This is a genomic window from Pelagibacterium halotolerans B2 (assembly GCF_000230555.1).
Lineage (GTDB): Bacteria > Pseudomonadota > Alphaproteobacteria > Rhizobiales > Devosiaceae > Pelagibacterium > Pelagibacterium halotolerans.
The window spans coordinates 3312080-3335681 of record NC_016078.1; the positions used below are offsets into that span (position 1 = coordinate 3312080).

General features: G+C 61.6%; 30 protein-coding genes. 16 read left to right on the top strand and 14 right to left on the bottom strand.

The features are described from left to right. Positions 1-111 precede the first annotated feature (111 nt). Complete coding sequence (locus KKY_RS16250) at positions 112-540, bottom strand: FxsA family protein (protein WP_014132468.1); 429 nt, start codon at positions 538-540, stop codon at positions 112-114. Positions 541-763: 223 nt separating this feature from the next. On the opposite strand from KKY_RS16250, the gene KKY_RS16255 reads away from it, so the two are divergent. From KKY_RS16255 to KKY_RS16275, 5 genes are all read left to right on the top strand, one after another. Beyond that, the gene (locus KKY_RS16255) at positions 764-1480 is read left to right on the top strand and encodes a Tim44/TimA family putative adaptor protein (protein WP_014132469.1); all 717 of its coding nucleotides are present in this window, start codon (positions 764-766) and stop codon (positions 1478-1480) included. A 21-nt stretch (positions 1481-1501) separates the two neighbouring features. Then, complete coding sequence (locus KKY_RS16260; protein WP_014132470.1) at positions 1502-2113, top strand: Smr/MutS family protein; 612 nt, start codon at positions 1502-1504, stop codon at positions 2111-2113. Next, entirely contained in the window at positions 2110-2481 is a 372-nt protein-coding gene (locus KKY_RS16265) for a helix-turn-helix domain-containing protein (protein ID WP_041528843.1), read from the top strand. The genes KKY_RS16260 and KKY_RS16265 overlap by 4 nt, the downstream gene beginning before the upstream one ends. An 86-nt stretch (positions 2482-2567) precedes the next feature. After that, positions 2568-2960 carry a DUF6152 family protein gene (locus KKY_RS16270; protein ID WP_139305089.1) on the top strand — a complete coding sequence of 131 codons (393 nt, stop codon included), beginning with the start codon at positions 2568-2570 and terminating at the stop codon, positions 2958-2960. A gap of 8 nt (positions 2961-2968) precedes the next feature. Next, a complete protein-coding gene (locus tag KKY_RS16275; RefSeq protein WP_014132473.1) occupies positions 2969-3427 on the top strand; it encodes a hypothetical protein in 459 nt (152 codons plus the stop codon). On the opposite strand, the gene hslU is transcribed toward KKY_RS16275, so the two are convergent. From hslU to hslV, 3 genes are read right to left on the bottom strand one after another with little or no spacing between them, the layout of a single operon-like run. Continuing rightward, the gene (gene hslU / locus KKY_RS16280) at positions 3424-4734 is read right to left on the bottom strand and encodes an ATP-dependent protease ATPase subunit HslU (RefSeq protein ID WP_014132474.1); all 1311 of its coding nucleotides are present in this window, start codon (positions 4732-4734) and stop codon (positions 3424-3426) included. The genes KKY_RS16275 and hslU overlap by 4 nt on opposite strands. Then, the gene (locus KKY_RS16285) at positions 4734-5240 is read right to left on the bottom strand and encodes a GNAT family N-acetyltransferase (RefSeq protein ID WP_014132475.1); all 507 of its coding nucleotides are present in this window, start codon (positions 5238-5240) and stop codon (positions 4734-4736) included. The genes hslU and KKY_RS16285 overlap by 1 nt, the downstream gene beginning before the upstream one ends. Then, positions 5237-5764, bottom strand: coding sequence for an ATP-dependent protease subunit HslV (gene hslV / locus KKY_RS16290; protein ID WP_014132476.1), 528 nt, complete (start codon positions 5762-5764; stop codon positions 5237-5239). Before hslV ends, KKY_RS16285 begins: the two co-directional genes overlap by 4 nt. 144 nt (positions 5765-5908) lie before the next feature. On the opposite strand from hslV, the gene hisB reads away from it, so the two are divergent. From hisB to coaA, 8 genes are all read left to right on the top strand, one after another. After that, the gene (hisB, locus tag KKY_RS16295; RefSeq protein WP_041528844.1) at positions 5909-6505 is read left to right on the top strand and encodes an imidazoleglycerol-phosphate dehydratase HisB; all 597 of its coding nucleotides are present in this window, start codon (positions 5909-5911) and stop codon (positions 6503-6505) included. 37 nt (positions 6506-6542) lie between these two features. Continuing rightward, the gene (locus KKY_RS16300; RefSeq protein WP_014132478.1) at positions 6543-6911 is read left to right on the top strand and encodes a hypothetical protein; all 369 of its coding nucleotides are present in this window, start codon (positions 6543-6545) and stop codon (positions 6909-6911) included. Next, complete coding sequence (gene hisH / locus KKY_RS16305; protein ID WP_014132479.1) at positions 6908-7558, top strand: imidazole glycerol phosphate synthase subunit HisH; 651 nt, start codon at positions 6908-6910, stop codon at positions 7556-7558. Before KKY_RS16300 ends, hisH begins: the two co-directional genes overlap by 4 nt. After that, the gene (hisA, locus tag KKY_RS16310; RefSeq protein ID WP_014132480.1) at positions 7555-8286 is read left to right on the top strand and encodes a 1-(5-phosphoribosyl)-5-[(5-phosphoribosylamino)methylideneamino]imidazole-4-carboxamide isomerase; all 732 of its coding nucleotides are present in this window, start codon (positions 7555-7557) and stop codon (positions 8284-8286) included. Before hisH ends, hisA begins: the two co-directional genes overlap by 4 nt. A 14-nt stretch (positions 8287-8300) precedes the next feature. Then, positions 8301-8621 (top strand): hypothetical protein, encoded by a 321-nt coding sequence (locus KKY_RS16315; protein WP_139305088.1) that lies wholly within the window; start codon positions 8301-8303, stop codon positions 8619-8621. A gap of 106 nt (positions 8622-8727) precedes the next feature. Further along, positions 8728-9492: an imidazole glycerol phosphate synthase subunit HisF gene (gene hisF, locus KKY_RS16320; protein ID WP_014132482.1), complete on the top strand. Its 765-nt coding sequence runs from the start codon at positions 8728-8730 to the stop codon at positions 9490-9492. Between the two features lie 71 nt (positions 9493-9563). Continuing rightward, positions 9564-9884, top strand: a complete 321-nt coding sequence (locus KKY_RS16325) for a phosphoribosyl-ATP diphosphatase (protein WP_014132483.1) — start codon at positions 9564-9566, stop codon at positions 9882-9884. 2 nt (positions 9885-9886) lie between these two features. After that, positions 9887-10831: a type I pantothenate kinase gene (gene coaA / locus KKY_RS16330; RefSeq protein ID WP_014132484.1), complete on the top strand. Its 945-nt coding sequence runs from the start codon at positions 9887-9889 to the stop codon at positions 10829-10831. Here coaA and KKY_RS16335 read toward each other — a convergent pair. Continuing rightward, positions 10828-11829 (bottom strand): adenosine kinase, encoded by a 1002-nt coding sequence (locus KKY_RS16335; RefSeq protein ID WP_014132485.1) that lies wholly within the window; start codon positions 11827-11829, stop codon positions 10828-10830. The two genes, coaA and KKY_RS16335, sit on opposite strands and share 4 nt — an antisense overlap. 70 nt (positions 11830-11899) lie before the next feature. Then, on the bottom strand, positions 11900-12547 hold the full coding sequence (nth, locus tag KKY_RS16340) for an endonuclease III (protein ID WP_014132486.1): 648 nt from the start codon (positions 12545-12547) through the stop codon (positions 11900-11902). Positions 12548-12623: 76 nt separating this feature from the next. Here nth and KKY_RS16345 point away from each other — a divergent pair, with 76 nt between their 5' ends. The 3 genes from KKY_RS16345 to KKY_RS16355 all read left to right on the top strand — a co-directional run bounded on the left by KKY_RS16345 (position 12624) and on the right by KKY_RS16355 (position 15163). Then, on the top strand, positions 12624-13091 hold the full coding sequence (locus KKY_RS16345) for a DUF2244 domain-containing protein (protein ID WP_014132487.1): 468 nt from the start codon (positions 12624-12626) through the stop codon (positions 13089-13091). Between the two features lie 121 nt (positions 13092-13212). Continuing rightward, entirely contained in the window at positions 13213-14085 is an 873-nt protein-coding gene (locus KKY_RS16350; protein WP_041529579.1) for a methylated-DNA--[protein]-cysteine S-methyltransferase, read from the top strand. A gap of 61 nt (positions 14086-14146) precedes the next feature. Next, positions 14147-15163 carry an AI-2E family transporter gene (locus KKY_RS16355; RefSeq protein WP_014132489.1) on the top strand — a complete coding sequence of 339 codons (1017 nt, stop codon included), beginning with the start codon at positions 14147-14149 and terminating at the stop codon, positions 15161-15163. On the opposite strand, the gene KKY_RS16360 is transcribed toward KKY_RS16355, so the two are convergent. The 8 genes from KKY_RS16360 to hrcA form a co-directional block, all read right to left on the bottom strand. After that, entirely contained in the window at positions 15160-15774 is a 615-nt protein-coding gene (locus KKY_RS16360) for a 2,3-bisphosphoglycerate-dependent phosphoglycerate mutase (RefSeq protein ID WP_014132490.1), read from the bottom strand. The two genes, KKY_RS16355 and KKY_RS16360, sit on opposite strands and share 4 nt — an antisense overlap. Positions 15775-15820: 46 nt before the next feature. Next, positions 15821-16627 (bottom strand): 4-hydroxy-tetrahydrodipicolinate reductase, encoded by an 807-nt coding sequence (dapB, locus tag KKY_RS16365; protein ID WP_014132491.1) that lies wholly within the window; start codon positions 16625-16627, stop codon positions 15821-15823. Between the two features lie 10 nt (positions 16628-16637). Continuing rightward, positions 16638-17324, bottom strand: coding sequence for an orotidine-5'-phosphate decarboxylase (pyrF, locus tag KKY_RS16370; protein ID WP_014132492.1), 687 nt, complete (start codon positions 17322-17324; stop codon positions 16638-16640). 73 nt (positions 17325-17397) lie between these two features. After that, positions 17398-17949, bottom strand: a complete 552-nt coding sequence (locus KKY_RS19765) for an NADPH-dependent FMN reductase (protein ID WP_014132493.1) — start codon at positions 17947-17949, stop codon at positions 17398-17400. Between the two features lie 121 nt (positions 17950-18070). Beyond that, the gene (dnaJ, locus tag KKY_RS16380) at positions 18071-19195 is read right to left on the bottom strand and encodes a molecular chaperone DnaJ (protein WP_014132494.1); all 1125 of its coding nucleotides are present in this window, start codon (positions 19193-19195) and stop codon (positions 18071-18073) included. Between the two features lie 267 nt (positions 19196-19462). Further along, entirely contained in the window at positions 19463-21376 is a 1914-nt protein-coding gene (gene dnaK, locus KKY_RS16385) for a molecular chaperone DnaK (protein WP_014132495.1), read from the bottom strand. Between the two features lie 199 nt (positions 21377-21575). Continuing rightward, positions 21576-22205, bottom strand: a complete 630-nt coding sequence (gene grpE, locus KKY_RS16390) for a nucleotide exchange factor GrpE (protein ID WP_014132496.1) — start codon at positions 22203-22205, stop codon at positions 21576-21578. 98 nt (positions 22206-22303) lie between these two features. Next, positions 22304-23392 (bottom strand): heat-inducible transcriptional repressor HrcA, encoded by a 1089-nt coding sequence (gene hrcA, locus KKY_RS16395; RefSeq protein ID WP_014132497.1) that lies wholly within the window; start codon positions 23390-23392, stop codon positions 22304-22306. Between the last annotated feature and the right edge of the window lie 210 nt (positions 23393-23602).

Here is a 23602-nt window from a genome sequence, read left to right on the forward strand (position 1 = left end):
AATAGGTCCCTATCTCTGGTTCGCCAGAGCGGCCCGACAAGAGAGCCGCAAATTTCGCGCGTCTGGCTAGCACTTTTGCACAACGCTCACAAGGTTTGGCGCAAAAACCGCCTAGCGGTAGTCGTTGTCGTCCAGATCGATCGATTTGTATGCCGGGCCCGGCTGGGAGGGCCGGTAGGTGGTCACCACCACCATATTCCGGCTCATCTGGCCATAGAGCCAGTGGCGCACGGGCGGTATGAGCAGCGCAAAGCCGATGGCATCGGTGATGAACCCGGGGATCACAAGAAACAGTCCGGCCGCCGCAATCATCATCATTTCGGCAAACTGGCGTTGCGGCATCTCGCCCCGAGCCATCATCGCCCGGCTGTCGAGCACCATGCCCAGCCCCTGCCATCGAACGATCAACACGCCCACGACAGCCGTCAGGATTATCGCGGCCAGGGTCGAAAGGATACCGATCTGCCCCCCAACCCAGATGAAGCCGGCGATTTCAAGAAATGGCAGCAGCAAAAATCCGAGAAGAATGAAACGTCCCACGCGGGCGATCTCCCTGTCGTTTGAGAGGGTCCGCCGGTATAAGGGAACATGCCGACACACCTCTCGATCACAATAATGCCACTGCAAACTGGTTTGCACGGCCCGTTTGCATATATATAGGTCACGACAAGCAGATTGCGAACCGTCCGGATCGACCGACCATGCGTTAAGGTGGGTCGAGCGGCCGACAGAACCGTTTCATTTTGGAGCCAGAATTTCACTCATGGGCGAATTTCTCGACTTTCCCACCCTCATCGTCATCGTGGTGGCCATCGTAGTGCTCCTGCGTCTGCGCTCGGTATTGGGCACCCGCACCGGCAATGAGCGCCCGCCCTCGGTGCGCTATGAATCGATTTCGCGCACCAAGTCGGACAATGACGATACGGTCGTTCCCATGCCGCGGCGCAATCCCCAGGATGCCGAGGAGGCCGAACGGGTTCAGCGCAAGATCGAGGCCGAAATCGAAAAATTCGGATCCGGCAAGCCCGAGATCGAAGAGGGGCTGCGTGCTATCGTTGCCGCCGATCCTTCATTCTCGCCCAAACAATTCCTCGAAGGCGCCAAATCGGCATACGAAATGATCGTTTCGGCCTATGCTTCGGGCGACCGCAAGACCTTGAAAATGCTGCTCGACAAGGACGTCTATGACAGCTTCGATGCCGCGATCTCCGAGCGCGAAGCGGCGGGACACACTGTCGATTTCACCTTTGTTGGCCTCTCCAACATTGCGTTTGCCGAAGCCGAGCTCGACAAGCGCAACGCTGTGGTCACCCTCAGGATCGATGCCGAAGTGGTTTCGATCACCAAGGATCGCGAAGGCGAGATCGTCGAGGGCACACCCGGTCAGGTTGTGGCGATTGCCGATGAGTGGACCTTCATGCGCAACACCCGCTCGCGCGACCCCAACTGGAAGCTCGTCGCGACCAACGATCTCGATTAGAGCCGAAAAGGCCGACCTGCCATGGCGCGCAAACCGCCCGGACCCCGCCCGAAAAAATCCGGGCCGGTGCGCGACTGGCATCTTTGGAATGCGGTGGGCAACTCCGTCGATCCGCTGTTGCGGCGCAAGAGTGCCGACCCCAAGGCTCTGCTCGAAGCGCTCGAAAATTCCGGGCAAGAACCCGATTCCGGCAAGCCCCGCGATACGGCGCCGCGCTTTGCGCGCCCGCCCCTGCCCTCGGCCCGCCCCATGATCGCCGCTTCGAAAATTCCGGCTTCGGAAAAATCGATGGAGCCCAATCTCAAGCGGCGGGTGGCGCGCGGCCGCGAGCCGATCGACGCAACCCTCGACCTGCACGGAATGACCCAGGACCAGGCGCGCATGGCGCTCGAACGCTTCATACCCGCCCGCGTGGCGCGGGGTGACAGGACGGTGCTGGTCATTACCGGCAAGGGCATCAAAAAGACCGGCTATCTGCAGCTCGAGCAAAAGGGTGTGCTGCGCGAGATGGTGCCGCTCTGGCTCAATGCCACCGACCTCGCCCCGATGGTTGCCGGCATCGACCCCGCGCACCAGAGTCACGGCGGTGGCGGTGCGCTCTATGTGCGGCTCAAACGCAAGAGGCAGATGTGACCCCGCTGGGAGCCAAATTGCGCAAGCTGCGCGCCGAACGTTCCATTGCGCTCAAGGACATGGCGAAAGCCCTCAATGTTTCGAGCGCCTATCTCTCGGCGCTCGAACACGGCAAGCGTGGCAAGCCCACATGGTTTCTGGTCCAGCGCATCATCGCCTATTTCAACGTGATCTGGGACGAGGCCGAGGAGATCCAGCGCCTTGCCGAAATTTCCGATCCCAAAATGACCATCGATACCTCCGGGATGGCGCCTGAAGCGACCGAACTGACCAACGTGCTGGGCCGTGAAATGAGAAATTTGTCGCCCGATGACTGCAAGGCCATCCGCGACGAGGTGATGCGGCGGGCGGTTCGCAGCAAGCCCTGAATGTGGGTGGGCGCTCTGACCTTGCCCGTGCCACATTGTCGCTGCAGGATTTTGCATTGCTCCAGCGTTGAAACGGGATGTTCGTCATGTCGCTTTTTTCACGCCGCACGCTTTTCGCCCTTGGCGCGGTTGTTTCCCTCTGCGTTGCCCTTCCCGCTCTTGCCCACCATGGCTGGAGCTGGGCCAGCGAAGACTGGTTCGAACTCGAAGGAACCCTGACCGATCTCTATATCGGCCAGCCGCATCCCACGGTAACCCTCAATGACGGCCAAACCGACTGGACGGTCGAACTGGCCCCCGTCCAGCGGACGCTTGCCGCGGGATTCGACGAAACGGTGGTCGCAATCGGAGATACCGTCATCGCCCATGGGCACCGCGCCCTGGACGAATCGGACTATCGCATGAAAGCGGTGCGGCTGGTGATCGGGGACGCCACATATGATGTCTATCCCGAGTTTGCCGCCGAACTCGACCAGTAAGCGGGGTCATGCTTGAGGCGATTGAAAACCTCGCGCTGGCCAATTATCTGCGGCGCGATATTTTCGCCTATCCGATCGTCAATGCGCTGCACATCCTTTCCCTCGGCATGCTGGTGACCAGCGCGCTGCTTATGGATGCCCGTGTGCTCGGCGCCGGGCGCCAGGTGCCGCTGGGGGCGGCCATTGCCGTGTTGCGACCCGTGGCGATCGGGGCGCTGGGCGTCGCGGTGATAACCGGAGCCCTGCTGTTTTCGGTGCGGCCATCGGAATATGTGGGCAATCCGGTGTTTCTCACCAAGCTGGGCCTGATCGGACTGGCGCTCGCCAATGCGGGATTTTTCGTTCTTGGCCGCAGGCATTTTTCGCCGGCCAGCGCGATGACGCGGATTTCGGCGGCGGCCTCGATCCTGTTCTGGATCCTGGCTTTGTTCGCCGGTCGCGCCATTGCGTTTTTCGGCGGCAGCTAAAGAATGTACCGGCTCAGATCGGTATCGCCGGCCATCTTGCCCACGGTTTCGCGGACACGATTGCCGTCGATGGTTAGCGTGGTTCCGGACTTGTCGGGGGCCTCGAACGAGATGTCTTCGACAAGCTTTTCAAGCACGGTCTGCAGCCGGCGTGCGCCGATATTTTCCACGCTCGAATTGACCGAAACCGCGATATCGGCCACTTCCTCGATGGCGTCGGGGGTAAATTCGAGCGTCACCCCTTCGGTGCCCATCAGCGCCACATATTGCCGGATCAGCGAATATTCGGTGTCCGAGAGGATTTTGATGAAATCCTCGCGCGTCAATGCCCGCAATTCCACCCGGATCGGCAGCCGGCCCTGAAGCTCGGGCAGCAGGTCGGATGGCTTTGAGACGTGGAAGGCGCCCGAGGCGATGAACAGGATGTGGTCGGTGTTGACCGGGCCGTATTTGGTGGAAACCGTCGTGCCTTCGATCAGCGGCAGCAGGTCGCGCTGCACGCCTTCCCGGCTTGGCCCGCCGGTCACCCCGCCTTCCTTGGCGGCGACCTTGTCGATCTCGTCGATAAAGACGATGCCGTGATTTTCCACAAGCTCGATCGCCTCGACATTGATCTTGTCCTGATCGAGCAGCTTGTCGGCCTCCTGATTGATCAGGATATCATAGCTGTCCTTGACCTTGACGCTGCGCTTCTGGGGCTTGCCGCCGAACGCCTTGCCGAACATGTCGGAAAGATTGATCATCCCGGCGCCCGCCCCCGGCATTCCGGGGATATCGAACATGGGCATGCCCGAAGTGGCGGGCACCTCGATCTCGATTTCCTTATCGTCGAGTTCGTTGTCGCGCAGCTTCTTGCGGAACGCCTCGCGGGTCGAAGGGGTCGCCGATTGCCCCACCAGCGCATCGATCACCCGCTCTTCGGCATTGAGATGGGCCTTGGCCTTGACCTCGGCGCGTTTCTTGTCTTTCAGGATCACGATGCCCGCTTCCACGAGATCGCGGATCATCTGTTCAACGTCGCGGCCGACATAGCCCACTTCGGTGAATTTGGTGGCCTCGACCTTGACGAAGGGTGCCTGCGCCAACCGCGCAAGGCGGCGCGAAATCTCGGTCTTGCCCACCCCGGTCGGCCCGATCATCAGGATGTTTTTGGGGGAAACCTCGCGGCGGATATCCTCGGGCAATTGCTGGCGGCGCCAGCGGTTGCGCAGCGCAATGGCCACGGCGCGCTTGGCGTCCGACTGCCCGACGATATAGCGGTCGAGCTCGGAAACGATCTCGCGGGGGGAAAAACTTCTGTCGGTCATTATCTGTCTTCTTTATCCAGAAACCGCACCATCAGGTGCTCGTCGATGAAGCGCCCATCGACATGAAGGGCGCGCGGCTCGGTGCCATAGGTCTGGAAGCCGAGCCGGTGATAGAGTTTGAGGGCGGCGCAATTGTCGACGGCGACGCCGAGATGGACCTGCCGGACCCTCGTTCTGGCGAGGGAGATGACCGCGTCCATCAGCGCGGCCGCCGTCCCGTTGCGCCGTTGTTCAGGGCGGACATAGAGCCCGAAAATCGTGCCGATATGGCTGGTCTTGGGACGGTCGGGAACGAACAATCCCGCCATACCCACCGGCTGGCCATCCACAAAGGCCACAAAGATCGCGGCATCGCGCGTGCCCTGCGCGTACCAGTCGAGCGGGCGGTCCCTCTCGGTCTGGGCGTCCGAAGCGAACGATGCCGGATCGCCCTCCAGCGCGATCAGCCTTATGGTCCGATAGATTTCGGCCTCATCGGGTCCGATCTGGCGGATCGAAAGGCTCAAGACTCGAGCTCGAGGGTTTCGACAGTCACATCGGCATTTGTGTAAACGCAGATATCGGCGGCGATCGCCATGGCCCGGCGGGCAATGTCCTCGGCGCTCTTGTCGCTGTCGGTCAGCGCACGGGCTGCCGCAAGTGCATAATTGCCGCCCGAACCGATCGCCGCGATCCCGTCCTCGGGAGACAGCACATCGCCGGTTCCGGTCAGGATCAGCGAATCGGATTTGTCGACGACGATCATCATGGCTTCGAGCCGCCGCAGATAGCGGTCGGTGCGCCAGTCCTTGGCCAGTTCCACGCAGGCGCGCATCAACTGGCCGGGATATTGTTCGAGCTTGGCCTCGAGCCGTTCTGAAAGGGTGAAGGCGTCGGCGGTGGCGCCGGCAAATCCGGCAATTACCGACCCGCCCGCCAGCCGGCGGACCTTTCTGGCCGAATGCTTCATGACGGTCTGGCCGAGCGACACCTGCCCGTCGCCCGCCACAACAACCTGATTGCCCTTGCGTACTGAAACGATTGTCGTCATCTGAAACCCAAAATGCCTCTCACAAAAGAACGCGTGTTGGCCATTATTTAGGATTGGCTGGGCTAAATGCAATGCGAGGGCGCCAGACCGGGCTTTCCCACCGCCCTTCAAGCTGTTAATGCAAGGCCCGAGTTTCCCGAGGGGATGGACCCAATGCGCAAGGCAAAGCTCGATCGCAAGACCAATGAAACAGAGATCGCCGTCGCTATCGATCTCGACGGCAATGGCGTGCGCCAGATCGAAACCGGGGTCGGCTTTTTCGATCATATGCTCGACCAGCTTTCGCGCCATTCCCTGATCGACATGGCGATCCACGCCAGGGGCGATCTGGAAATCGACGATCACCACACTGTCGAGGATGTGGGCATTGCCATCGGCCAGGCGCTCAAGGACGCGCTGGGCGACAAGAAGGGCATTGTGCGCTACGGGTCGTGCGATCTTGTCATGGACGGCACCAGATCCACCGTGGCGCTCGACGTGTCGGGCCGGCCGTTCCTTGTCTGGCGCGTCCAGTTCACATCGCCCACGATCGGCACGTTCGATACAGAACTCGTGCGCGAATTTTTCCAGGCGATTGCGATCAATGCCGGGATCACGCTGCACGCGGAAACCCATTATGGTGACAACAACCACCATATCGCCGAAAGCCTGTTCAAGGCCCTGGCGCGCGCATTGCGTCAGGCGGTCGAGATCGACCCCCGCGCCGCCGATCAGGTGCCCTCCACCAAGGGCGTGTTGTAGGAAACACTGAGGCACGGCCTCGTTACGGATCGGTCTGATGACCCTCTATGCAATCTACGCCAAGCCGGAAAACGGCCCCGACGCCATTTGGGTGCTGCCCGACAAATTCAGTTGGGGCGCCTTCCTGTTCGCCCCATTCTGGGCCCTGGCGCGCGGAGCGATCGCCTATCTTTTGCTCTGGATCGCCGTGGCAATTGGCCTTTTTCTGCTCGCGCCCCATATCGGTGGTGATCTTTCGGTGCTGCTCTACCTGATTTTTGCGCTGTGGACTGGCTTTGCGGCCACGCCCATCGCCGGTCAGGCGCTGGAAAACCGCAACTGGATTGCGAGCGGAGAGCTGGCGGCCGACAGCACCCTCTCCGCCGAGCAGGCATGGCTTGAAAAAAACTACGGACCCCGCCCATGATCCAGACCGTCGCAATCATCGATTATGGTGCGGGCAATCTCAAATCGGCGCAAAAGGCCTTTGCCCGCGCCGCCGAGGGAACCGGGACCGAGATCGTCGTCACCTCCGATGCCGATCTGGTCCGCAAGGCCGACAGGATCGTCCTGCCCGGCGTCGGTGCCTTTGCCGATTGCATGGCGGGGCTCGATGCGGTGGCGGGGATGCACGAGGTCCTGACCGAAAAGGTGATCGCCGGCGGCGCGCCATTCCTGGGCGTCTGCGTCGGCATGCAGCTTCTGGCCAGTGTCGGGCGCGAAAAGATCGAGACAAAAGGGCTGGGCTGGATCGCCGGAGCGATTGAAAAGATCGAGCCTTCCGACCCCGCGCTCAAAGTGCCGCATATGGGCTGGAATACGCTCAGTGTTTCACGCCCGCACGCGCTGCTCGAAGGCATCGCGACGGGCGAAAATGGCCTGCACGCCTATTTCGTCCATTCCTATCACATGAAGGCCGAAAACGCCGATGAGGTGATCGCCACCGCCGATTATGGTGGACCGATCACCGCGATTGTCGGCCGCGACAACATTTTCGGCACCCAGTTCCACCCCGAAAAGAGCCAGACCCTCGGCCTGGCCCTGATCGCAAATTTTCTGAAATGGCGCCCATGATTCTCTTTCCCGCCATCGATCTCAAGGACAGCCAGTGCGTCAGGCTCAAGCTCGGCGATATGGAGCAGGCAACCGTTTTCAACGACGATCCCGCCGCCCAGGCCAAGGTGTTCGAGGACCAGGGGTTCGAATATCTCCACGTCGTCGATCTCAACGGCGCCTTTGCCGGTGAGAGCGTCAATGGCGCGGCGGTGGACGCCATCCTCGAGGCTGTCGATTTCCCCGTGCAGCTCGGCGGTGGCATTCGTACGCTGGCACACATCGAAAGCTGGCTCGAAAAGGGGCTGGCGCGGGTGATCCTGGGGACCGTCGCCGTGCGTGATCCTGATCTGGTCAAAACCGCCTGCAAGGCGTTCCCCGGTCAGGTCGCCGTCGGCATCGACGCACGCGGCGGCAAGGTGGCGGTCGAGGGTTGGGCCGAAACCTCGGAACTCTCGGCAATCGATCTCGCACAGCGCTTCGAGGGCGCCGGCGTGGCGGCGATCATCTACACCGATATCGACAGGGATGGCGTTTTGAAGGGTATCAACTGGCCCTCGACGCTGGAACTGGCCAATGCCACCTCCATTCCGGTCATCGCCTCGGGCGGTCTGGCCGGCATAGACGATATCCGTCGCATGACCGAACCGGACGCCAAAATCCTCGAAGGGGCGATTTCGGGCCGGGCGCTCTATGACGGTCGCATTGATTCACGTGAAGCACTGGCCATATTGAAGGCCGCTGCGTGATGGATGGCCAGCCGGTGAAGCGGTTTCCGTGGATCCCCTACGCGATTTCGTTCATCGTCATCCTGCTTCTGGCGCTGTTTCCGGTCATTTCGGTTTTCATCGTTTATCTCGTGGCCGATGCCAATAGCTGCCGCGTCGACGAGGCCGGTGTCTATCCCTGTGTCGTCGGTGACTCTGATATCGGCGGGTTGCTGGCCTTCATGGGCCTTCTGGGCTGGCTGATGCTCGCAACAATTCCGCTCGGCGGCATGGCGCTCCTGCTCTGGTGTGTTGTGCTCGTCGGTCATCTGCTTTATCGCCGCTACAAATCCGCCCAATCGGGAACCTCAATATGACCCTCAAGGCTCACATTATGCCCTGTCTCGACGTCAAGGACGGTCAGCTTGCCCGCAGCGGCGCAGCCGCGAGGACAGCAAGTATAGAAAATGGAGCGGACGTCCTATGACCCTCAAGGCCCGCATTATTCCCTGTCTCGACGTCAAGGACGGCCGCGTGGTCAAGGGCGTCAATTTCGTCGATCTTGTCGACGCCGGCGATCCGGTCGAAGCGGCCATCGCCTATGACGCTGCGGGGGCAGACGAACTTTGCTTTCTCGATATTGCCGCTTCTCACGAGGGCCGGGATACGATTTTCGATGTCGTGGCGCGCACGGCCGAGCATTGCTTCATGCCGGTCACCGTGGGCGGTGGCGTGCGCTCCAATGACGACATCCGCAAATTGCTGCTCTCGGGCGCCGATAAGGTTTCGATCAATTCCGCCGCGGTCAACGATCCCGATTTCGTGGCCCGCGCCGCCGACAAATTCGGCAATCAGTGTATCGTCGTTTCGGTCGATGCCAAGCGCGGCGAGTCCGGAACCTGGGAAATTTTCACCCATGGCGGGCGCAAGCCGACCGGGCTCAACGCCGTCGATTTCGCCATCGGCGCGGTCGAAAGGGGGGCCGGCGAATTGCTGGTGACCTCGATGGACCGCGACGGGACAAAAACGGGTTTCGATCTCGAACTGACCCGCACCATCGCCGATGCGGTCGAGGTGCCCGTGATCGCCTCGGGCGGCGTGGGCACGCTCGATCATCTTGTCGATGGCGTCAAAAAGGGTCATGCGACGGCGGTGCTCGCGGCCTCGATCTTCCATTTCGGCACCTTCACCATCGGCCAAGCCAAGGCGCATATGGCGGCGGCCGGCATTCCCATGCGGCTCGACTAACCCTTTTTGATTGCTTGCACCCTGCCCCCGGCAATGGTTAGACGGATGGCGCGGAGACGGAGGCACAATTCATGACATTGAGTATCGAAGCGCTTGACGCGCGTCTGGCCGAGCGGGCCAAGGCCTCGCCCGATCAGTCCTATACGGCCAAGCTGATTGCCAAAGGCACCGCCAAATGCGCCCAGAAGCTTGGCGAGGAAGCGGTTGAGACCGTGATCGCGGCGATGAGCGGAGATCGGGGCGAGCTGGTCAAGGAAAGCGCCGACCTGGTCTATCACCTGCTGGTGCTGTTGCGTTCCGAGGGCGTTGACCTGTCTGAAGTGTCCGAAGAACTCGACCGCCGGACCGCGCAATCGGGTCTGGCCGAAAAGGCCGCAAGGACCCGGGACTGACCATGTCAAAGCTGTCCTATACGCCCTATCTGAGCTTTTCGATCGACGAATGGGCGCGGCTGCGGGCCGACGAGCCCATGACGCTTAATGGGGAGGACATCGAACACCTCCGGGCGCTCAACGATCCGATCTCGCTCGCGGAAGCCGAAATCGTCTATCTGCCGCTAACCCGCCTGCTGTCATTCTACGTCGAAGCCATCCAGGGCATCCACCACGCCTCGACCCGGTTTCTGGGCCATAACGGCGCCAAAGTGCCGTTTATAATCGGCGTTGCCGGATCGGTGGCGGTGGGAAAATCGACCACCGCACGCATCCTGCGCGCCCTGTTGCGCCGCTGGCCGAGCTCACCCAAGGTCGATCTGATCACAACCGACGGGTTCCTTTACCCCAACAAGGTGCTCGAAGAGCGCGGACTGATGCAGCGCAAAGGCTTTCCCGAAAGCTATGACCGGTCTGCCTTCGTTCAGTTTCTTGCGGCGATCAAATCGGGCCAGCCCAAGGTCAGTGCCCCCACCTATTCCCATCTGGTCTATGATATCGTGCCCGACCAGACCAACACAGTGGAGAGCCCCGACATCCTGATCGTCGAGGGGCTCAACATTCTTCAGCCCGGCGAATTGCCCCGCACGGGCAATCCGATCGTCTTTGCGTCCGATTTCATCGATTTTTCGATTTATATCGACGCCGACGAGGATGTGCTTGAGGCCTGGTATGTGGAGCGCTTCATGAAGCTGCGCGAGACCGCCTTCCGCGACCCGCAGAGCTTTTTCAAGCGCTTTTCCGAGCTTTCGGAGCTGACGGCGATTTCCACCGCCAAATCCATCTGGCAGTCGATCAACCTGCCGAACCTGCGCGAAAACATCCTGCCCACGCGCGGCCGGGCCGATCTGATCCTCAAGAAAGGCGCCGACCACTCGATTCACGAAGTGGCTCTGCGTAAGGTCTAGACGGCTATCCCTTCGCCGCGGGCCAGCTCCTTGAGATCGGCCACCGGGCGCGCGCCGTAGTGCGAAATCACTTCCGATGCGGCAAGGCACCCCAGCTTGAGCGCTTCGTCCATCGATTGCCCGCGCGCCGTGGCGAGCAGGAACCCGGAGGCGAAAAGGTCCCCCGCGCCGGTCACATCAACGACATTGCCGACCGGAAAGGCCGGAACCGAAACGATTTCCCCGTTCTTGATCGCCATGGCGCCGCGTGACCCCATGGTGACCGCCGCGATCTCCGCATCTTCGGCCAACTGCCGCACCGCGACGTTGAGATCGTCGGTTTCATAGAGCGCCTTGGCTTCTTCGATATTGGCGAAGACGTAATCCATGGTTTTCGATTTGATGAGATCGAGAAACTCGTTGCGGAAGCGGTTGACGCAGAACGGGTCCGACAGCGTGATCGCCGCGGCGCGTTCGTTCTTGTGGGCGTAATGGGCCGCCTTGATGAAGGCCTTCTTGGCTTCGGGCGGATCCCACAGATAGCCTTCCATATAGGTGATCGCCGAAGCGCCGATGGTTTCCTCGACGATATCGTCCTCGGTCAGGTGCTGGCAGGCGCCCAGATAGGTGTTCATGGTACGCTCGCCATCGGGCGTCACCAGGATCATCGAGCGCGCAGTGGCCGGGCCGTCATAAAGATAGCCGGTTTCATACCCGATGCCCTTGGTATCGAAATCGTCCCGGAAGATCAGGCCCAGCTCGTCTTCGGCAACCTTGCCCACGAACGCCGCGCGCCCGCCCAGCGCGGCAACGCCGGCGGCCGTATTGGCCGAGCTGCCACCGGGGATGATCGACTTGTTCTCGGGCATCTTGGCATAAAGATCCGCCGAGCGCTCCGCATCGACGAGATGCATTATCGATTTGCGCAGGCCCTCGTCGACGAGGAAATTGTCATCGATGGGGGCGATCACATCGACGATGGCATTGCCGATGGTCAGGACGTCGAACCGCGTGGTCATCGGCGCTCCGCATAAACTGTCATGGATACTGCCCTTCGCTTAAGGCATAGCGGCCGGAGGCGCAACCGGTCTATCCGGCGGTCTTGGCCGGATAGCGGCACCACTCGGCAATGATGCAACGATAGCATTCGGGCTTGCGTGCCTTGCACACATAGCGCCCGTGCAGGATCAGCCAGTGATGGGCGTGCAGCAGATGATGTTTCGGCACCCGCTTGAGAAGCGCCAGTTCCACCGCCAGCGGCGTTTTGCCCGGCGCAATGCCGGTGCGGTTGCCGACGCGAAACAGATGGGTGTCCACCGCAATGGTCGGCTGGCCGAATCCGATATTGAGCACCACGTTTGCCGTCTTGCGCCCCACCCCGGGCAAAGCTTCCAGCGCCTCGCGGGTGTCGGGAACTTCGCTCGCATGCTTTTCGATCAGCATCCGGCTCAAAAGAAAGACGTTCCTGGCCTTGTTGCGGTAAAGCCCGATGGTTTTTATGTGCTCGCGAATGGCGTCCTCGCCCAGCGCCACCATCTTTTCGGGTGTGTCGGCAATGGCAAACAGCGCTTTGGTCGCCTTGTTGACCCCCACATCGGTGGCCTGGGCGGACAGCACCACAGCGACGAGAAGCGTAAAGACATTGACGTAGTCGAGCTCGCCCTTGGGCGCTGGATCGTGAAGCGAGAAGGCCTCGAAGATCTTTTCGATCTCGGCCCTGGTCAGTGGCTTGGGCATGGTGCGGCGATATTTGATTTGATTTTTATCCGGACAATCCCCTTAGAATGGCGCCAAGGCCAAAAGGCAAGCCGAGATGACCAAGAGCCCGCTCTTTGCCGCATTGCTGACCCCGCACCGCTCGCTCTCGCCCCAGGGCATCCGCTGGGTGATCGCGTTCACCTGCGTCATGGCCTCGATTCCCGGCATCGCCTTTTACGCGATGGGCGCCTGGCCCGTTGTCGGCCTTCTGGGGCTCGATGTGCTGCTGCTCTATTGGGCGCTCACCGCCTCGCTCAGGGACACCGAGATGTTCGAGGAAATCACCCTCTGGCCCGACGCCCTCGATATTCGCCATGTCACCAAGAAGGGCCGGGAAACGGCGCTCTCGTTCAATCCCTTCTTCATCCGCCTTTCGGTCGTCCGCGATAATGAAGACCGGGTGACCGCGCTCAAGATCCTGACCCGCGAAGGCGAGACCGAGATCGGGCGTTTCCTGACGCCCGACGACAAGGCCAGCTTCGCCGAGGCCTTCGGTCATGCCTTGAGCAGGGCGAAGCGCTAGAGTGCGGTCAGAAAAAGTCGCAGACTTTTTCGGTTCGGCCGCGCGACAGATCAAGTTCTATCCATGTAAAAATCGGGTCGTGCGCTGTGCCGATGGCCGCTAGTGTGAGCCCATGAACGAGATGACAGCACTTTCACAGCTCCCCGATATGACCAGCGAGCAGACCTATCGCGCCATCGCACAGGCCATCGAATATCTCTCGATGCCCGGTCCCGAAGCGTCCGATATCGCCGGGCTGGCCCACGCGCTTTCGATGAGCGAGCGCCAATTGGTCGATATGTTCCGCCGCTGGTGCGGATTGACCCCGAAAAGTTTTGCCCAGGCCGTTGCCCTCGACCATGCGCGCAAACTTTTGCGCGACAATATGAGCGTGCTCGACACGACCTATGAACTGGGGCTGTCCGGCCCCTCCCGTCTGCACGATCTGTTCGTAACCTATGACGCGGTGCCTCCGGGCGTTTATCGCGCAAAGGGCGCGGGACTGGAGGTCACGTGGGGCTATGCGCCATCGCCCTTCGGAAATGTGTGCCTGATGGTCACCCAATATGGGGTTGCCGGTATTTCCTTTGCCGATGACGGCAAGGAACAATACGCCTTCGAGGATCTGGCCGGCCGCTGGCCCAATGCCCAATACAAGCGCGACGACAAGGCCATTGCCCCAATAGCTTCGCGCATCTTCGACCCCGGCCGCTGGGATCCCGATCAGCCCATACGGCTTGTGATGATCGGCTCCCAGTTCGAGATCAAGGTCTGGGAAACCCTGCTCAAGGTCCCCGCCGGCCGCGCCGCCACCTATGGCGAGGTGGCGCGCGCCGTGGGCCGGCCCAATGCGGCCCGCGCCATTGGCCGCGCGGTGGGGCGCAACCCGATTTCCTTTGTCGTTCCCTGTCATCGGATCGTGGGCTCGACCGGCGCGCTCACCGGCTATCACTGGGGCATCGTGCGCAAGCGCGCCATATTGGGCTGGGAAGCGGGGCTGGTTTCAGCGCAATAGCGCAATTGGAACCCATGGCCGCCCGGAATCTTTGCCCTTTGCGAGGGGCGGAGGGTTTGTTTTGGCGCGCGCGATTTTTCTGGCATTTATAGGTCTTCTGGCCCTCGTCGTGGCCGCGTTCTACGCGCATATCCTCATGCTGGTGTTCGCCGCAATCCTGGTGGCCGCCGTGCTCGACGCGCTGATCGGCCTGGTGATGCGGCTCTTGCCGGTCCTGCCGCGTGCGTTTGCAGTGGTCGTGACGCTTGTCCTTGTGGTGGTGCTTATCGCTCTTGCCGCCATTGGCGGTGGCGTGACGGTCGTAAGCCAGTTCGATGCGCTTTCGAGCGCCCTGGCCGAAGCCTGGGACATGGTGGCCGGCCAGCTCAACGACTGGGGTCTGCCGGTGGCGCAGACCTTCGAGGTAACCGATATCGTCGAAGCCATTCCCGAACCCCAGACGATCTTCGGCGGCGCCGGGGCCGTGCTCGGTACCGGGTTCGGACTGATCTCCAATCTGGTTATCGTTTTTCTGACCGGGATATTCCTCGCCATTGATCCCGGGCGATACCGCGACGGGCTTACTGTCCTGCTGCCCGTTGCGGCCCGGCCGCGAGCCCGTGAAGTTCTGGGCAAGGTCGGCGCGACGCTCCAGCATTGGCTGGTTGGGCAACTCATACTGATGGCCATTGTCGGCGGGCTGACCACAATCCTGCTCTTTGCAATGGGCCTGTCTTACGCCCTTACGCTCGGCCTGATTGCCGGACTGCTGAATTTCATTCCCTTTGTCGGGCCGATCCTTGCCTTCGTTCCCATCGGTCTGTCGATGATCGGCCAGGACTGGACGACGGCGCTGATCGTTCTGGGCGGCTATACCCTGATCCAGCAGTTCGACGCCAATGTCACCACCCCGCTGATCCAGGATCGGGTGGTCAATCTCGCCCCGGCGCTGACAATTGTCTTCCTGTTGTTCATGGGCGTGGCGCTCGGCCCGCTCGGGGTGACGCTGGGCACACCCCTGCTTGCGGCACTGCGTGTGCTGGTGCTCGAGCTCTACGTGCGCGACGTCCTGGGCGACACGCCCGAAAAGGTCGATTAAAGCTCTTCGGTCGAAACCCGGTGACCTTCGGCATCGATGCCGTAAACGATCGGCGCCCCGGTGGCGATTTCACGCTTGAGGATAGCCTCTTCGTCAAGCCCTTCGAGCTTCATGACCAGGGCCCGCAGCGAATTGCCGTGCGCCGTGACCAGAACGGTCTTTCCAGCCTTGAGCAACGGCTCGATCTCGGCTTCGTAGTATGGCAGAACCCGCGCCGCCGTGTCTTTCAGGCTCTCGCCGCCCGGCGGGGGGACGTCATAGGAGCGGCGCCAGATATGGACCTGCTCCTCGCCCCATTTTTCCCGCGCATCGTCCTTGTTGAGCCCCGACAGATCGCCGTAATCGCGCTCGTTGAGCTTGTGATTGCGGGTGATGGTGAGGTCGGTGATCCCCATTTCCTCGAGCATCAGGTCGAGCGTGCGCTGCGCCCGGGTCAGCGCCGAAGTAAAATAGGCATCGGGAACCGTCCCGCGCGCCTTGAGCGCCTGCCCGGCCTTTTTCGCTTCCTCGATCCCCAGATCAGTGAGGCCCGGGTTTTTCCAGCCGGTGAACAGGTTTTTCAAATTCCATTCGCTCTGGCCGTGGCGAACGAGGATCAGCGTGCCGGTCATAGATCAGTCCTTGTCATTGAGCGTGTTCGAAAACGGGTCATGAAAATCAAAGGCCGAGGACATCGGCCATGGAATAAAAGCCCGCCGGCTGCTCGGCGGCCCACAGCGCCGCCCTGAGTGCGCCGTCGGCAAACAGCGCCCGGTCGCGGGCCGAATGGGACAGGGTGATGGTTTCGGCCATCGAGGAAAACAGCACCGAATGCTCGCCCACGATGCCGCCACCACGCAATGTGGCAAAGCCGATCGAGCCGGGCTCGCGCGCGCCGGTATGCCCGTCGCGCACCCGAACCGAATTTTCGGCAAGATCGATCCCGCGCCCCTCGGCTGCCGCCTCACCCAGCAGCAGCGCCGTGCCCGAAGGCGCGTCCACCTTGTGGCGGTGATGCATTTCGAGAATTTCGATGTCGAACTCGATATCGAGGCTGGCCGCGGTCTTTTTGACCAGCGCGGCAAGAAGGTTCACCCCAAGGCTCATATTGCCCGATTTGACGATTCGCGCGCCCTCGGCCCCCGCCTTGGCAATCGCCGCGTCGTCTTCGGGCGAACAGCCGGTCGTGCCGATGATGTGAATCAATTTGCGCTCGGCGGCCCGGCGGGCCAGCGCCACGCTCAATTGCGGCGCCGTGAAATCGATCACCGCATCCACCTGGTCGACGATATCGAGCGGCGTATCGCCGATGGCGACCCCCAGCGGTTCGAGCCCCACAAGGCTGCCTGCGTCCTTGCCCAGAACGCTCGAATTGTCCCGCGCGACTGCCGCAGCCAGCGTCATGCCCCCATGGGCGGCCACGGCGCGGATGACCGCCTGTCCCATGCGTCCGCCCGCGCCGACAACTCCGATTCTCAATGCCATTGTGTTCCCCTCAGGCCGCCTGCATTTCGGCCAGCACCGCCTGCGCGCTCTGGCGCGGGCTGGGCGCGGCAACGATGGGGCGCGCCACCACGAGATGGGATGCGCCCGCAGCCAGCGCGTCGGCCGGCGTCATCACCCGCTTCTGGTCGCCCTTGTCGGAACCCGAGGGGCGGATGCCCGGCGTCACGACGGCCATATCGGGCCCGACGATCTGGCGCACGGCCCGCGCCTCGAAGGCCGAGGCGACAACGCCGCCCATGCCCGCTTCGCGCGCCTGCCGCGCCCGGCGCGCCACAAGGTCCTCAACGGAAATGCCATAGCCGGCATCGTCGAGATCGGCCTGATCCATAGAGGTGAGGACCGTGACGCCAAGCAGGCAGAGCGATGAACCCTCGGCCGCCTTGACCGCCGCCGCCATCGCCTTTGGATAGGCATGGAGCGTGAGCATTGTCGCCCCGGTCTCGGCAATCGCTGAGACGCCCTTGGCCACCGTGTTGTCGATATCGAGAAGCTTGAGATCGAAAAACACGCGCTTTCCCGCCTTGAGCAATTCCTTGCCCACGGTCAGTCCGTCGCCGCCATAGAAAAGCTGGTAACCGATCTTGTAGAAATCGACGATGCCGTCGAGCCGGGAAATCATGTCCTCGGCTTCACTGCGTGTCCCGACATCGAGCCCGACAATCAGGTCACCGGCCATTCCATGTCTCCCGCGTGCTTTGCTGTGTGAAGGCTCGATGCCACGAGTTGCGCGTGAGCGCAAGCGCCCGGCCTCAAATCCCGCCCCGCGAAAAATGGGTGAGCTCTTTTACCATCTGGTCGATCTTGGCGATCACCCCGGCCTCGGCCACGGTGCCATCATCGGCAAAGACGCTCGAATCCGGCCCGGTGCCGAGCAGGGTCGGCACCACCAGCGCCCCGATCTTGGAGAGCGAATCGCGCAGATGGCTCTGCGCCCATATGGTCCCGTAGCGCCCCGAGGATACCCCGCCGATCCCGAACACCGCGTGCCGGAAGGGCGAAGGCCTTTGCCGCGACAGCCAGGCGATGGTGTTGACCACCAGCGGCGGCAACCCGCCATTGTATTCAGGCGTGGCGATAAAGACGATATCGTGGGATCGGAACAGATCGGCCAGCCGTCCTGCGGCCTCGGGCACATCATCGGGCTCGAGATCCTGATTGAAGATCGGCATCTCGAAATCCCTGAGCGTGATCGAATTGACCGTAACCCCCGTCGCAGCGAGCCTGGCATCCACCGCATCCTGAAGCATCTTGTTGACAGAACCGGTGCGGATCGAGCCGCAAAGGGTTAGGGCGGTAGCCATTGGCATCTCCTTGTTGTGGGGTTCGCGCCAGTTAAGCCTTTTGGCTTTGGCCGCGGCAAGCGCTCAGAGACGAAAAAGCCCTCCACGCTGGGAGGGCTTTTGGGATTGCCCGCTGACGGGCTCAGTGAAACATGGTCTTGAGCTTGTCGAAAAACCCTTCCGAGCCTGGCGAGGTTTCGCGGTTGGAGAGGTTTTCGAACTCTTCGAGAAGTTCGCGTTGGCGCTTTGAAAGCTTTTGCGGCGTTTCCACGTCGAGCTGGACGTAGAGATCGCCCACCTGGTTTGCGCGCAACACCGGCATGCCCTTGCCCTTGAGCCGCACCCGCTGGCCGGGCTGGGTGCCTTCATTGACCTTGACCTTGGCGCGGCTGCCCTCGAGCGTGGGCACCTCGAACTCGCCGCCCAGCGCCGCGGTGATCATCGAAATGGGCACCTTGGCGTAAAGATCGGCGCCGTCGCGCTGGAACAATTGATGCGGTTTGACCGAAACGAAGATGTAGAGATCGCCGGCCGGCCCGCCGCGCAATCCCGCTTCGCCTTCTCCGCCCAGACGGATACGGGTGCCGTCTTCGATCCCCTTGGGCACGTCGACCGAGAGCGTGCGCGAGGTCTGCCTGCGGCCCTGCCCATGGCAGTCCGTGCAGGGCTGGTCCATGGTTTCCCCGCGTCCGTGGCACTGGGGACAGGTCTGCTGGATGGTAAAGAACCCCTGCGCCGCGCGCACCTTGCCGTGACCGCCGCACATGCGGCAGGTGGAAAATCCGGTGCCGGGCTTGGCGCCAGATCCGTCGCAGGTTTCGCATCCGACAAGGGACGGCACGTCGATATCGACGGTGGTGCCGGCAAAGGCGTCTTCGAGGGTGATTTCGAGATTGTAGCGCAGATCCGAGCCGCGCTGGCGGCCGTCGCGCTGGCGCTGGCGCGAGGCCCCGCCCATGAACTCCCCGAATATGTCTTCGAAGATATCGGACATCGAGGAGGAAAAATCATTGCCGAACCCGTGTCCGCCGCCGCCGCCGCCATTGAAGGCCGCGTGCCCGAACCGGTCATAGGCAGCGCGCTTTTGCGGGTCCTTGAGCGTGTCGTAGGCTTCCGAGACTTCCTTGAACTTGTGCTCGGCCTCACTGTCACCGGGATTCCGGTCCGGGTGATATTGCATGGCCAGCTTGCGATAGGCGGATTTGAGCGCCGCGGCATCGCAGGATTTTTCGACTCCGAGCACGGAATAGAAATCGGCTTTGCTCATCGTTTCAGAAAATCCCCTTGTCGTGACGGGGGCAAGTGCGGGACGGATGCAAGATCATCTCTTGTGCCAAACCAACCGTTCGAGTTGAGCGCATGGGGGTATCGACGTCGCGTCGGACCCGGTTGCGTCTTTAATTAGGTATTGCTGCGGGCTGTTACCATAGCCGACGGCCAAAAGGCCAGCGCCTCGCTGATTCACGTGAAACCGGCACCCGCAAAAGACAGTGCCGCCCGAAGGCGGCACTGGGATCGACATAAGTCGCGGCACTTATGCCGACTTCTTGTCTTCGTCGTCGTCCTTGACCTCTTCGAAGTCGGCATCGACGACGTCGTCATCGGCCTGGGCGTCGCCCGCGGCGGCGGCTTCAGCTTCTTCCTGGCTCGCCTTGTACATGGCTTCCCCGAGCTTCATCGAAGCCTGGGCCAGGGCAGCGGCCTTTTCCTTGATCGCCTCGGGGTCGTCGCCTTCGAGCGCGGTCCGCGTGTCGGCGATGGCGGTTTCGATCTCGGTCCGGATCTCGGCCGTGACCTTGTCGCCATGCTCCTTGAGCGAGGATTCGGTCGAATGCACGAGGCTTTCGGCCTGGTTTTTCGCTTCCACGACCTCGCGGCGCTTCTTGTCGGTTTCTGCGTTCGCTTCGGCGTCCTTGACCATCTGCTCGATGTCGGCGTCCGAAAGACCGCCCGAGGCCTGGATGCGGATCTGCTGCTCCTTGCCCGTGCCCTTGTCTTTCGCCGAAACATTGACGATGCCGTTGGCGTCGATATCGAAGGTCACCTCGATCTGCGGCACGCCACGCGGAGCCGAGGGGATGCCCACCAGATCGAACTGGCCGAGCATCTTGTTGTCGGCCGCCATCTCACGCTCGCCCTGGAAGACCCGGATGGTCACCGCAGACTGATTGTCTTCGGCGGTCGAGAACACCTGGCTCTTTTTGGTCGGGATCGTGGTGTTGCGATCGATCAGGCGGGTGAACACGCCACCGAGCGTTTCGATGCCCAGCGACAGCGGGGTCACATCGAGCAGCAGCACGTCTTTCACATCGCCCTGCAGCACGCCGGCCTGAATGGCTGCGCCCATGGCAACCACTTCGTCGGGGTTCACGCCCTTGTGGGGTTCCTTGCCGAAGAAGTTCTTCACCTCTTCCTGCACCTTGGGCATGCGGGTCATGCCGCCGACAAGAACGACTTCATCGATCTCGCCGGCCGAAATCCCGGCATCCTTGAGCGCTGCGCGGCACGGATCGATGGTGCGCTTGATCAGGTCTTCGACGATCGATTCGAACTTGGCGCGGGTTAGCTTGAGCTGCAGATGCTTGGGGCCCGAGGCGTCCGCCGTGATGAACGGCAGGTTCACTTCGGTCTGCGAAGCCGACGAAAGCTCGATCTTGGCCTTTTCGGCTGCTTCCTTGAGGCGCTGCAGGGCGAGCTTGTCGCCGCGCAAATCGATCCCCTGCTCCTTTTTGAACTCATCGGCGAGGTAATCGACAAGACGCATGTCGAAATCTTCACCGCCAAGGAAGGTGTCGCCATTGGTGGATTTGACTTCGAAAACCCCGTCACCGATCTCAAGGATCGAAATATCGAAAGTGCCGCCGCCAAGGTCATAGACCGCGATGGTGCCCGATTCCTTCTTGTCCAGCCCGTAGGCAAGCGCGGCAGCGGTCGGCTCGTTGATGATGCGGAGCACTTCGAGCCCGGCAATCTTGCCGGCGTCCTTGGTGGCCTGGCGCTGGCTGTCGTTGAAGTAGGCCGGAACCGTGATGACCGCCTGGGTCACCGGCTCACCGAGATAGCTCTCGGCGGTCTCCTTCATCTTGCCAAGGATCATGGCGGAGATTTCCGAGGGGGACGACGCCTTGCCGTTCGCTTCCACCCACGCATCGCCATTGTCGGCCTTGACGATCTTGTAGGGCACAAGGCCCTTGTCCTTGGTGACCATCGGATCTTCGAACCGACGTCCGATCAGGCGCTTGACGGCAAACAGCGTGCCTTCGGGATTGGTGACGGCCTGGCGTTTGGCCGGCTGGCCCACGAGGCGCTCACCATCGTTCGAGAACGCCACCATCGAGGGCGTGGTGCGCGCGCCTTCGGCGTTTTCGATCACTTTGGGGGTTTTGCCGTCCATGACGGCGACGCACGAATTGGTCGTGCCCAGGTCAATACCGATTACTTTTCCCATTCCGAAACCTCATTTCTCGAGCGAGTCCTAAAATTTGGCTCTGACCCCTCAACGCGCCCATTCACGTTGCGGCATCGCATTGATCGGTCGTGCCGGACCCCTCTGGGGATGGATTTGGCCCGGTTTCCCGGGCTTGCTGGCTATATAAGGAGGGGGGATGGGCCCTTCAAGCGCACCCCCGGTTTTGCATGAATTTTTGTCAGGCCGATTTGTCGAGCCCGTCACCGGGTTCGGCGTCGGGCTTGGGCGCGGGTTTGTTGCCGCCCTTGGCCACGCCCACCATGGCCGGGCGCAACACGCGCTCGCCAATGGCGTATCCGGTCTGGACCACCTGAACCACAGTGCCTTCGGGAACCGACGCGTCGGGCACCTCGAACATCGCCTGATGGCGATGCGGATCGAACTTTTCGCCCTCGGCGATGATCGGGGTCACCCCGTTCTTTTGCAACAGACGCTGCATTTCGCGCTCGGTCATCTCGATCCCCTCGATCAGGGATTTGAGTGTGCCATCGGCGTTTTCGCGGGCCTCGGCCGGAATGACCATAAGCGCACGCGAGAGATTGTCGGTGGCCACGAGCATGTCGCGGGCAAACCCGGCTATGGCGTAAGAGCGCGTGTCGGAGACTTCGCGTTCGGTGCGCTTGCGCAGGTTTTCCATTTCGGCGGCAGTGCGCAACACCTGGTCGCGCAGTTGCTCTTTTTCGGCCTCGAGTTGGGCGATGCGCTCTTCCGGCGTCGGCTCGGCGGAAACCGCTTCTGCGTCCTCTGCCTCGGGGCGCGGCTCGATGTCGTCGTTCGGCTCTGGCGTCGTGTTGTCGTCGCTCATCATTGCTCTTTCAACGATTGGGGAAGTTAGGATTGGCTGCCATATCGGCCAAGGGGGGATTTTTTTCAAGCCTCGTGGCAAAATGCCCGGGCATTGAGAGCCTAAATCTCGCCTTTGCGCGAAATAAGCTTTGAGACCACATGCGCCGTATAATCGACCACCGGTACGATGCGCGCATAATTGAGCCGCGTCGGCCCGATGACCCCCAGCACCCCCACCACCTTGTCATTGGCGTCCTTGTACGGCGACAAGACGACAGAGGAGCCCGAAAGCGAAAACAGTTTGTTTTCCGACCCGATGAAGATGCGCACCCCCTGGGCGGTTTCCGCATCGTTCAAAAGATCGATCAGTCCCTTTTTGGTTTCGATCTCGTCGAACAATTGCCGCACCCGGGCCAGATCCTCCGACGCCATGGTATCGTCGATCAGATTGGCACGGCCGCGCACGATAAGGGTCGGAGCTGACGTATCGGCCTCGATCATCGAGGCAAGCCCGGAATCCACGAGCCGCTGCGCGATGGCATCGAGTTCGGCGCGCTGGCTTTCCGATTGCCGGCGGATCGAGTCGCGCGCCTGCTGGAGCGTCTTGCCCACGATATGATGGGCCAGAAAGTTCGACGCCTGCGTAAGAGCGCTGGCCGTCAGTCCCGGCGGCAGGGCGATTATACGGTTTTCGACCTGTCCGTCTTCCCCCACAAGGATCGCCATGGCGCGTTCGGGATCGAGCCGGACGAACTCGACGTGCTTGAGCACCATGTCGGCCTTCGCGGCAATCACCATGCCGGCGCCATGCGAAAGCCCCGAGAGAAGCGCGCTCGCTTCATTGAGAACATCCTCGACGCGCCCCGAGCGCCCGCCACCCGAAATGTTGCGCGCGATCTGGTCGCGCTCGGCCTCGTCCATGGCCCCAACTTCGAGCATGGCGTCGACGAAGAACCGCAACCCTTCCTGGGTCGGCGCCCGGCCCGCCGATGTGTGTGGTGCGGCAATCAGGCCCAACTCTTCGAGATCGGCCATCACGTTGCGCACAGAAGCGGGGGAAAGCTGCATGTCGAGCATCCTGGAAATGGCCCGCGACCCTATGGGTTCGCCGGTCTCCAGATAGCGCTCGACAAGCCGCCGGAAGATGTCCTGCGAGCGGGCCGATAAAGCCGTTAAAAATTCCGGCGAATTTAGCGGAGTTCTGTCCATATTCACCATTCCGGAGCGTGGTCAGAAAAAGTTGCAGACTTTTTCGGTTCGGTCGCGCGACCACCTAAAAGGCGATCAGGTAAGGATTTGCTTTTAAACACTCTCAAATGCCCAGGATTAACTAAGTAGGAGAAAAGCGGTGTGCCGCCAAGAGAGGCGCGCTTGTTCATGCCGTCTTGAAGGGTTAAGAGGCTGGTAACCATATCAGCC

Excerpts from the sequence above, each read along its gene's own strand:
- nth (WP_014132486.1), bottom strand. The coding sequence starts at position 12,547 with ATGCCCAAGCCACTGACCAGGGCCGAGATCGAAAAGATCTTCGAGGCC.
- grpE (WP_014132496.1), bottom strand. The coding sequence starts at position 22,205 with ATGATGAGCGACGACAACACGACGCCAGAGCCGAACGACGACATCGAG.
- dnaJ (WP_014132494.1), bottom strand. The coding sequence starts at position 19,195 with ATGAGCAAAGCCGATTTCTATTCCGTGCTCGGAGTCGAAAAATCCTGC.
- coaA (WP_014132484.1), top strand. The coding sequence starts at position 9,887 with ATGTCAAAGCTGTCCTATACGCCCTATCTGAGCTTTTCGATCGACGAA.
- KKY_RS16300 (WP_014132478.1), top strand. The coding sequence starts at position 6,543 with ATGACCCTCTATGCAATCTACGCCAAGCCGGAAAACGGCCCCGACGCC.
- hisH (WP_014132479.1), top strand. The coding sequence starts at position 6,908 with ATGATCCAGACCGTCGCAATCATCGATTATGGTGCGGGCAATCTCAAA.
- KKY_RS16335 (WP_014132485.1), bottom strand. The coding sequence starts at position 11,829 with ATGACCACGCGGTTCGACGTCCTGACCATCGGCAATGCCATCGTCGAT.
- hrcA (WP_014132497.1), bottom strand. The coding sequence starts at position 23,392 with ATGGACAGAACTCCGCTAAATTCGCCGGAATTTTTAACGGCTTTATCG.
- hslV (WP_014132476.1), bottom strand. The coding sequence starts at position 5,764 with ATGACGACAATCGTTTCAGTACGCAAGGGCAATCAGGTTGTTGTGGCG.
- KKY_RS16325 (WP_014132483.1), top strand. The coding sequence starts at position 9,564 with ATGACATTGAGTATCGAAGCGCTTGACGCGCGTCTGGCCGAGCGGGCC.
- KKY_RS16270 (WP_139305089.1), top strand. The coding sequence starts at position 2,568 with ATGTCGCTTTTTTCACGCCGCACGCTTTTCGCCCTTGGCGCGGTTGTT.
- pyrF (WP_014132492.1), bottom strand. The coding sequence starts at position 17,324 with ATGGCCGGTGACCTGATTGTCGGGCTCGATGTCGGGACACGCAGTGAA.
- hslU (WP_014132474.1), bottom strand. The coding sequence starts at position 4,734 with ATGACCGACAGAAGTTTTTCCCCCCGCGAGATCGTTTCCGAGCTCGAC.
- KKY_RS16345 (WP_014132487.1), top strand. The coding sequence starts at position 12,624 with ATGACCAAGAGCCCGCTCTTTGCCGCATTGCTGACCCCGCACCGCTCG.
- KKY_RS16350 (WP_041529579.1), top strand. The coding sequence starts at position 13,213 with ATGACAGCACTTTCACAGCTCCCCGATATGACCAGCGAGCAGACCTAT.
- hisB (WP_041528844.1), top strand. The coding sequence starts at position 5,909 with ATGGACCCAATGCGCAAGGCAAAGCTCGATCGCAAGACCAATGAAACA.
- KKY_RS19765 (WP_014132493.1), bottom strand. The coding sequence starts at position 17,949 with ATGGCTACCGCCCTAACCCTTTGCGGCTCGATCCGCACCGGTTCTGTC.
- dapB (WP_014132491.1), bottom strand. The coding sequence starts at position 16,627 with ATGGCATTGAGAATCGGAGTTGTCGGCGCGGGCGGACGCATGGGACAG.
- KKY_RS16360 (WP_014132490.1), bottom strand. The coding sequence starts at position 15,774 with ATGACCGGCACGCTGATCCTCGTTCGCCACGGCCAGAGCGAATGGAAT.
- dnaK (WP_014132495.1), bottom strand. The coding sequence starts at position 21,376 with ATGGGAAAAGTAATCGGTATTGACCTGGGCACGACCAATTCGTGCGTC.
- KKY_RS16255 (WP_014132469.1), top strand. The coding sequence starts at position 764 with ATGGGCGAATTTCTCGACTTTCCCACCCTCATCGTCATCGTGGTGGCC.
- hisF (WP_014132482.1), top strand. The coding sequence starts at position 8,728 with ATGACCCTCAAGGCCCGCATTATTCCCTGTCTCGACGTCAAGGACGGC.
- KKY_RS16275 (WP_014132473.1), top strand. The coding sequence starts at position 2,969 with ATGCTTGAGGCGATTGAAAACCTCGCGCTGGCCAATTATCTGCGGCGC.
- hisA (WP_014132480.1), top strand. The coding sequence starts at position 7,555 with ATGATTCTCTTTCCCGCCATCGATCTCAAGGACAGCCAGTGCGTCAGG.
- KKY_RS16260 (WP_014132470.1), top strand. The coding sequence starts at position 1,502 with ATGGCGCGCAAACCGCCCGGACCCCGCCCGAAAAAATCCGGGCCGGTG.